This window comes from Bradyrhizobium sp., from assembly GCF_019242285.1.
Lineage (GTDB): Bacteria > Pseudomonadota > Alphaproteobacteria > Rhizobiales > Xanthobacteraceae > Bradyrhizobium.
Map to the genome: position 1 here is coordinate 1 of NZ_JAFAVV010000864.1, position 5945 is coordinate 5945.

The 5945-nt window shown below is 64.7% G+C and carries 6 protein-coding genes; 4 read left to right on the forward strand and 2 right to left on the reverse strand.

Annotation, left to right across the window (positions count from 1 at the left end; translation table 11 throughout):
* Positions 1-345, forward strand: a 345-nt coding sequence (locus tag JOY90_RS35545; protein WP_291695756.1) for a uracil-DNA glycosylase family protein, incomplete at its 5' end; no start/stop codon positions are given.
* 129 nt (positions 346-474) lie between these two features.
* The gene (locus tag JOY90_RS35550; RefSeq protein WP_291695757.1) at positions 475-2097 is read left to right on the forward strand and encodes an inorganic phosphate transporter; all 1623 of its coding nucleotides are present in this window, start codon (positions 475-477) and stop codon (positions 2095-2097) included.
* A 132-nt stretch (positions 2098-2229) separates the two neighbouring features.
* On the opposite strand, the gene JOY90_RS35555 is transcribed toward JOY90_RS35550, so the two are convergent.
* Entirely contained in the window at positions 2230-2460 is a 231-nt protein-coding gene (locus tag JOY90_RS35555) for a DUF1330 domain-containing protein (protein WP_291695758.1), read from the reverse strand.
* Between the two features lie 21 nt (positions 2461-2481).
* On the opposite strand from JOY90_RS35555, the gene JOY90_RS35560 reads away from it, so the two are divergent.
* Entirely contained in the window at positions 2482-2727 is a 246-nt protein-coding gene (locus tag JOY90_RS35560; protein ID WP_291695759.1) for a hypothetical protein, read from the forward strand.
* A 71-nt stretch (positions 2728-2798) separates the two neighbouring features.
* Here the strand turns inward: JOY90_RS35560 and JOY90_RS35565 are convergent, their stop codons facing one another.
* Positions 2799-3971, reverse strand: coding sequence for a M20 aminoacylase family protein (locus JOY90_RS35565; protein ID WP_291695760.1), 1173 nt, complete (start codon positions 3969-3971; stop codon positions 2799-2801).
* Between the two features lie 139 nt (positions 3972-4110).
* On the opposite strand from JOY90_RS35565, the gene JOY90_RS35570 reads away from it, so the two are divergent.
* The gene (locus JOY90_RS35570) at positions 4111-5757 is read left to right on the forward strand and encodes a GMC family oxidoreductase (RefSeq protein WP_291695761.1); all 1647 of its coding nucleotides are present in this window, start codon (positions 4111-4113) and stop codon (positions 5755-5757) included.
* The last annotated feature ends 188 nt before the right edge of the window (positions 5758-5945 follow it).

Genomic DNA, 5945 nt, shown 5'->3' on the forward strand with positions numbered 1-5945 from the left:
TTCGTGCCGCGCGGGAAAATCCGGCTGCATCAGAAACCGGTGACGCCGGAAATCAAGGCCTGCCGTCAGTGGTACGAGCGGGAGCTTGCCGTGGTGCAGCCGCATCTGGTGGTCGCGCTCGGCGCCACCGCGGCGCAATGCGTGCTCGGCAAGATCACGCCGATCAACAAGAACCGAGGACGTGCCATCGATCTCGACGAAGGTATGAAGGCGCTGGTGACGGTACATCCGTCCTACCTGCTGCGGCTGCCGGACGAGGACGCCAAGCGCCGAGAATATGAGCGGTTTGTAGAAGACCTGAAGCTGGCCGCGGATCTCCTCAAAAAAGCCGCGCGAGCCGCCTGATATTTCTCATTGCACTGCAAATCAATCCCGTGGCGCGCGAGTTTGCAACGCAGTTCCTTCGCGCGCCTTTCACTGCACTGTCACATGCATGGATCAGAATAAACCTATTGGGGATAGGGAGAAATTCCAATGAGCGATGTTGCGTTGCCCGGATCGATCGAGCCTGCCCTGCACAAAGGGCCCGATCTCGATCGCGGCTTTCATCCGTTGACGGGCGTCATTTATCTCGGCGTGGTGGCCGCCGCGCTGCTGTTCGTCGCCTACAGCATCTATGTCGACATCGACGCAACCGGCACGCGGGTCACGACCTACCTGCCCTACATCCTGCTGTTCATCGCGCTCCTGATCGCGCTCGGTTTCGAGTTCGTCAACGGCTTCCACGACACCGCGAACGCGGTGGCAACCGTGATCTACACCCGCTCCCTGCCGGCCCATATCGCCGTGGTCTGGTCGGGCCTGTGCAACCTGACCGGCGTGCTGCTCTCCTCCGGCGCGGTCGCTTTCGGCATCGTTTCGCTGCTGCCGGTGGAATTGATCCTGCAGGTCGGCTCCAGCGCCGGCTTCGCCATGGTGTTCGCGCTGTTGATCGCTGCGATCATCTGGAACCTCGGCACCTGGTGGTTCGGCCTGCCCGCCTCTTCCTCCCACACCCTGATCGGCTCGATCATCGGCGTCGGCATCGCCAACGCCCTGATGCGCGGCCGTGACGGCACCTCCGGCGTGGACTGGTCGCAGGCCGCCAATATCGGAAAGGCGCTGTTGCTGTCGCCGCTGTTCGGCTTCGCACTCGCGGCGGTCCTCCTATACGTCGTGAAGATCGCACTGGTACGTGCGACGCCGGCCCTGTTCGCCGAGCCGGTCAACAACGAGCCGCCGCCGCTGTGGATCCGCGGCATCCTGGTCCTCACCTGCACGCTGGTCAGCTTCTTCCACGGTTCCAATGACGGCCAGAAGGGCATGGGCCTGATCATGCTGATCCTGATCGGCACGGTGCCGACCGCCTATGCACTGAACCGGTCGATGCCCGACAGCCAGATCGCGCAGTTCACCCAGAACTCGGAAGCCGCAAGCAAGGTCATCGCCGCCAAGGCTGCCGGCTATAACGTTCTGGGCAACCCGCGGCCGGCCGTAACCAACTACGTCGCCCAGCATCAGATCAACGAAGGGACCTATCCTTCGCTGGCCGTGCTGGTGGCCGACATTTCCAAGCAGGTCAAGGAGTACGGCTCGCTCGCCAAGTTCCCGGCCGAGGCGGTCGGCAACACCCGCAACGACATGTATCTGGTTTCCGAAGCGCTTCGTTTCCTGGCCAAGGACAAGGAGTCGGAGCTCAATGCGGATGAGGTCAAGACGCTCAACGCCTACAAGGGCTCGCTCGACAGCGCGACCAAGTTTATCCCGACCTGGGTGAAGATCGCGGTCGCGATCGCGCTCGGGCTCGGCACCATGGTCGGCTGGAAGCGCATCGTCGTCACCGTCGGCGAGAAGATCGGCAAGACCCATTTGACCTATGCGCAGGGCGCGGCGGCCGAGATCACGGCGGCGGCGACGATCGCGGCGGCCGACGGTTACGGCCTGCCGGTCTCGACCACGCATGTGCTGTCCTCCGGCATCGCCGGCACCATGGCTGCCAACGGAAGCGGCCTGCAATGGTCGACGGTCCGCAACATCGCGATGGCCTGGGTGCTGACGCTCCCGATCGCGATGGTTCTGTCGGGCTTCCTGTACTTCTGCTTCGCCAACGTGTTCTGATCGACGGCGGACTTCGGCCACACGATTTACGAAGGCCCGCGCCATCCGCGCGGGCCTTTAGTTCTGTAGCATCGACGATGCCACACCGCCCGAGTCTCGTCCCCGCGAGCAGCCAGCCCCGTCGGGTCGCGGTCATGCCAATCCCTCGACGGCGACGAGGCGAGCGGAATTGCAGGCGTCTCGGACGAACTTGAGCCCTTGATAGGTCGTGCCGTTGTAGAAGCTTTCCCAGGCCTCGACCGAGGGAAATTCCAGCAGCACGAGTCTGCGCGGCTCCCAGTCTCCTTCATGGACCTTGTGCGCACCTCCGCGCACCAGGTATTTGGCGCCCACTTCGTCCGGGGCGGGTTTCACGGCATCCATGAACGCGACGGAACGGTATGGGTGAGCGATGAACACGGCGCCTACGTCTATCACTACGACCGCCATGGCGCGCTGCTGCACGTGATCCGGCCCACGCCTTCATCCCGATGCGCCCCGATGCCTCCGGACACGTGGTCGAGAATTTCTCCGCTGGTGCTGGTCTATCGGGTGACGCTGCCGACCTATGTTCCGCCGGACACTGATCGCCGCGAGCTGGCCGACCACGACGATCATGATGACCACCGCGGCGACCACGACCACCGATAAGACTGCCGTACGGCGCGATCAGGCCGAACCGCACCGCACGCCGGCTCCCATCGAACATGGTTGCGGCGGCCTCAGGCCGCCAGCGTGTTCTCCACCAGCTTGATCCAGTAGGAAGTGCCGTAGAGGATCGCCTCGTCGTTGAAATTGTAGGCGGGATGGTGCAGCCCGGCGCTGTCGCCATTGCCGCAGAAGATGAACGCACCGGGGCGCGCCTCCAGCATGTAGGCGAAATCCTCCGCGCCCATCATCGGCGCGGTATCGTGCACATTGCCCTCGCCCGCAACCTCCCGGGCGATCCGGGTGGCGAGATCGGTCTGCACCGCATGGTTGACGGTGACCGGGTAGCCGCGCTCATAATTCAGCTCCATCCGCGTGCCGGTCATCTGCGCCACGCCCGCGACCACCTCGCGCACGCGCTTCTCGACCAGCGCCCGCACCTGCGGCGTCAGCGTGCGGATCGTGCCGTGCAGCTCGGCGGTCTGCGGGATCACGTTGCGGGCGTTGCCGGCGTGGAATTCGCAGATCGACACCACCGCCGATTCCAGCGGATCGACGTTGCGCGACACCACCTGTTGCAGCGCGCTGACGAGCTGTGCGCCGGCCAGCACCGTGTCGATGCAGATGTGCGGCCGCGCCGCATGCCCGCCATGACCGTCGATCTTGACGTCGATGGTGTCGGTCGCCGCCATGATCGGGCCGGTGCGGATCGCGAACGAGCCGACCGGGATGCCCGGACCATTGTGCATGCCATAGACCTGCTCGATGCCGAAGCGATCCATCAGCCCGTCCTTGATCATGGCGGCAGCGCCCGCGCCGCCCTCCTCGGCCGGCTGAAAGATCACGACAGCGTCGCCGGCGAAATTGCGCGTCTCGGCGAGGTAGCGCGCCGCCCCCAGCAGCATGGCGGTATGCCCGTCATGGCCGCAGGCATGCATCAGGCCCTTGTTCGTCGAGGTGTAGGGCAGCCCGGTCTTCTCCTCGATCGGCAGCGCGTCCATGTCGGCACGCAGCCCGATCACCCTGATGTCGCCGTTCGAAGCCTGCTTTTTGCCCCTGATCACCCCGACCACGCCGGTCCGGCCGATCCCGGTCGCGACCTCGTCGCAGCCGAACTCCCGCAAGCGATCCGCCACAAACGCCGCCGTATGGTGCACCTCATAGAGCAACTCTGGATTGGCATGGATGTGCTGGCGCCAGGCGGCGATGTCGGGATGCAGATCGGCAACGCGGTTCACGATGGGCATGGACGTCTCGGTCTTTCCTGGTTTGACTGCTTTTACCATTTCTAACATGCAAATGACGGTCCACCCAACTCTCCCGCGAGAGGCTGTACGGCCGGCAAACGCAGAGCTAAGGCCTTGGAAAAGAGAAGGGATTGTGCCAGTGACGAAGCGGCTCGAGGGGGATTTCGACTATATCGTCGTGGGCGCCGGTACCGCCGGCTGCATCCTGGCCAACCGCCTGTCGGCCGATCCCGGACATCGCGTGCTGATCCTGGAAGCCGGCGGCAACGACAATTGGATCTGGTTCCACATTCCGGTCGGCTATCTCTTCGCGATCGGCAATCCGCGCTCAGACTGGATGTTCCGCACCGAAGCGGAGGCCGGCCTCAACGGCCGCGCGCTGGCCTATCCGAGGGGCAAAGTGATCGGCGGCTCCTCGGCGATCAACGCGATGATCTCGATGCGCGGCCAGGCCGCCGACTACGACCACTGGCGCCAGCTCGGACTCGCCGGTTGGGCGTATCAGGACGTGCTGCAGGCCTTCAAACGGCTGGAAGATCATTTCCTCGGGGAAAGCCAGCACCACGGCGCCGGCGGCGGCTGGCGCATCGAGGCGCCGCGGCTGTCCTGGACCATCTTGGATGCGGTCGGCGAGGCCGCACAGGAGATGGGGATCCGAAAAATCGCCGACTTCAATACCGGCGACAATGAGGGCGTCGGCTATTTTCACGTCAACCAGAAACGCGGCCGCCGCTGGTCATCGGCGCGCGGTTTTCTCAAGCCGGCGCTGCACCGTCCCAATTTGCGGCTCGAGACCCATGTGCTGGTCGATCGCCTGCTGATCGAAAACGGCCGCGCGGTCGGCGTGCGCTTCCTGCAGGGCGGCGAGGTCGTCGAGGCGCGCACCAAGGGCGAGGTGATCCTGAGCGCCGGCGCGATCGGCTCGGTCCAGGTGCTGCACCGCTCCGGCATCGGTCCCTGGGAATGGCTATCGCCGATCGGCGTCGATGTCGTGCTCGATCGCCAGGGCGTCGGACGCAACCTGCAGGACCATCTGCAGCAGCGCGCGATCTACAAGGTTTTCGGCGTGCGCACCTTGAACGAGACCTATCATTCGTTGGCGCGGCGCGGGCTGATGGGGCTCGATTATGCGCTCCGCCGCCGCGGCCCGCTGACCATGGCGCCATCGCAGCTCGGCATCTTCACCCGCTCCGATCCGTCGCGCGAACGCGCCAACATCCAGTTCCACGTGCAGCCGCTGTCGCTCGACAAGTTCGGCGATCCCCTACACCGCTTTCCAGCCATCACGGTGTCGGCCTGCAACTTGCAGCCGACCTCGCGCGGCATCGTACGCATCCGCAGCCGCGAGATATCAGCCGCGCCATCGATCGCGCCAAACTATCTGTCGACTGACGAGGATCGCCAAGTCGCGGCGGATGCGATCCGCACCACGCGGCGCTTGATGCAGCAGCCGGCGTTGAAGCGCTATTCTCCGAGCGAATTTTTGCCGGGTCCCTCAGTCGGCGATGACGATGCATCGCTCGCGAAGGCCGCAGGCGATATCGGCACCACGATCTTCCATCCCGTCGGCACCGCGAAAATGGGACTTGCCAGCGACCCCACCGCGGTCGTCGACGAGCGGTTGCGCTTTCACGGCATTTCGGGTCTGCGCATCGCCGATGCCTCCGTGATGCCGACGATCACATCGGGCAACACCAACACGCCGACCGCAATGATCGCCGAGAAGGCCGCCACCATGATCATCGAGGACGGGCGGGAAACCATGATCATCGCAGACGCGAAGTAGCTTGAATCGGGCCACTTGCGCGGCTGTCAGTCCTCCCCTCCCCCTTGCGGGGTGGGGTCCCAGGACTCAGCTCGTCGTGTGGTATCCCCCTCCCCAGCCGTCCCCCGCAAGGCAGGGCAATCGCATATGGGGTTTGAACGCTGGCGGTGCGCTCCCTCCCCCGCTTGCGGGGGAGGGCTGGGGTGGGG

Bases quoted from the DNA above. Each gene is read 5' to 3' on its own strand.
- JOY90_RS35550 (WP_291695757.1), top strand. From the start codon at position 475: ATGAGCGATGTTGCGTTGCCCGGATCGATCGAGCCTGCCCTGCACAAA.
- JOY90_RS35555 (WP_291695758.1), bottom strand. From the start codon at position 2,460: ATGGATGCCGTGAAACCCGCCCCGGACGAAGTGGGCGCCAAATACCTG.
- JOY90_RS35565 (WP_291695760.1), bottom strand. From the start codon at position 3,971: ATGCCCATCGTGAACCGCGTTGCCGATCTGCATCCCGACATCGCCGCC.